Raw genomic sequence first — 2,272 nt, 5'->3', positions numbered from 1 at the left:
TGTGCGGCAGCGGACGGCAAAATTGGGATGTGGTGATCACGGTTGGCTTTCTAAGCTGCCTGTGCGGCAGCGGACGTAGTGGCAGTCAATGGCGATTTTAACTGTCTTTTCTAAGCTGCCTGTGCGGCAGCGGACATTTCTAGTATTTTTTCCTGAAATCTTTTGTTTTTCTAAGCTGCCTGTGCGGCAGCGGACGAGGTGACTACGGGCTTGAGGGTTATCAGTTATTTGGGGTAAAACAAGCAGTCGTGTCACCAGCCGCCATTTCCATTACGGTAAGTCAAGCCGGGTGTTCATATCAAGGTCAAATCGCCCATAGGGGTTGATATGCTCCCAAATCAAGGGAGTTAACGCGGCGTAGTCTCGTGTTGTCATCTTGCCCTGCCAGTGTGGCTGCGCTAACACCTTTTGGATCATTAACGTGTTGATGTAAACCATGCAGTTTTGAATGAGATGTAAGGCTAACATGCTAATCTCGTGGTCTTCCCTGCGATTGCTCGACATTTCACCGCGACGAGCAAAAAACACAAAATCAGTTGCACCATTCCATTGTTCAACCACATTCAGGCCTTCATGGATTTCCCGGCGTAAAGATTCGTCATGCAAATAGCGGCAAAGAAATATAGTCTTAATCGCCTTACCAAGTTCTGCAAATGCTTTGTAAGTCGGATGCTGAACGTTCTTTCGAGTAAAACGCCTTAAGATGGCTTCGGTTTCCGCTGTTCGAAGGCGTAGAGCCGTCGTGTATTTAACCATTTGATCGTATTGCTGCCGCACGCAATCCCATTCAATAGGTTTCGTTAAAATTTCTTGCAGATTTGAATAGGCATCGGCCATGCCGACATCTGGCCGACTTAGTTTTTGTGAGTGAATGGCTTTCAGTCTGGGTAATAACTGGAACCCCAATAATCGGCAGAAGGCAAACGCAACCGTGCTTTGGCCATGAGAATCGACATATTGACGGTCAACTTCCATCTCGGTGCAATGACGGATAACGCCTTCGATCATTGATGCCACTTCCGAAGAGGACGGCGATTTAAGTTGCGAATGGATGCACAGTGAATTGCGTTCGACATGCCAGTAAATCATGATGCCGCGTCCACCATAGCGAACATGCCATTGTGTAGTCAGGTTTTGATCCCATGCGCCGAAATGCTTGGAATCGGATGCACAGGCGGTGGTGCCGCTACCCCATACAGCCGGATTACGCGCATGTAACGTACCATCGGCGACAATGGCAATTGCGCGCCGCATAGCGTCAACGCCAATGTAACGGCGACGTACATAAGCCAAGTCTCTTGCCGTTGTACCGGAATCGAGTCCGGCCATGCGTTGTAGACCCGCATTGGTGCCAAGACCGTGCAAACATAATAATAAGCGTGGTTGCAACACCGAGCGATCCATCGTTTCATAAGAGGTTGGCGTTTTCAATACATCTGTAAAACCCAGCCGCAGATCGGTTTCCTTAACCACATCAAGCAAACTTGTCATAGGCCACAAGGCATTCAGTTCAGCTTTGAGCGTTGCCAGATTTGGCGGTTCGGGCTGCGCGTCCAGCGGGGTTAATATTATCCAGCCGTTGTTCTTGCTGCTTAATCGGACGAAGGGGTTATTTTTCAGGCCAGTGTCGAAGGCGTTTAATGCTTCGCGCATTTCGGCCTGCAAGTTGGCGATGAACTGCTCCGCGTCGAGCGGCAGATTTAACGCCTGATAGTAGTTTTCACGGTTCGCATTAAAATCTGTGGGTAGGTCTTCATCGGGGTTGCGGTAACGGTTTGCGCCGACTACCCAAATTTCCTTACAGCGCAGTCGTTCGCGTAACGCTTCCAGCGCCGCAATTTCATAAGTGATGCGATTAATGCGATCCCGTCCGGCTGCGTCCTTATCCATCACGGCTTCACGCCATAATCCGCGCACAACGCCATCGAGCGGCACATTTTCATCCACCGGAAAGGTATGAGCTTTGGTGTCCGCAAAACGTTTTACCAATTCAAGCGCGTCCATTACCGGACGGTGAAGGTCATTGTTACACCGAAATTCAAGTGCGGCCAGCAAAGTAGGCACCATGCGGCGATAGTGTCCCTTGTACGAATTTCGGATCACGGTTCGCAGTGTGATTCGGTAAGTTGGTCCGGTTGCTTTCCACTCTTTTACCAAATCACGCAACGTCTGTTCTCCGACCACGGGAAATACTACGTCACGTACTACTCCATCTGGCTGGGCCAGCGTGGCGTCAGCCAGTTCAAACAACAGGGCCCAGTGGGAGCGAAGC

General features: G+C 50.2%; 1 protein-coding gene. It reads right to left on the bottom strand.

All coding sequences use genetic code 11. The annotated features are described in order from the left end of the window. Positions 1-270: 270 nt before the first annotated feature. Positions 271-2,272, bottom strand: a 2,002-nt coding sequence (locus tag A1359_RS04160) for a Tn3 family transposase (protein ID WP_066978447.1), incomplete at its 5' end; no start/stop codon positions are given.

Source organism: Methylomonas lenta (genome assembly GCF_001644015.1).
Classification (GTDB): Bacteria; Pseudomonadota; Gammaproteobacteria; order Methylococcales; family Methylomonadaceae; genus Methylomonas; species Methylomonas lenta.
The sequence above is the reverse complement of the archived record's forward strand: the minus strand, read 5'-3'. Positions and strand labels throughout refer to the sequence as shown.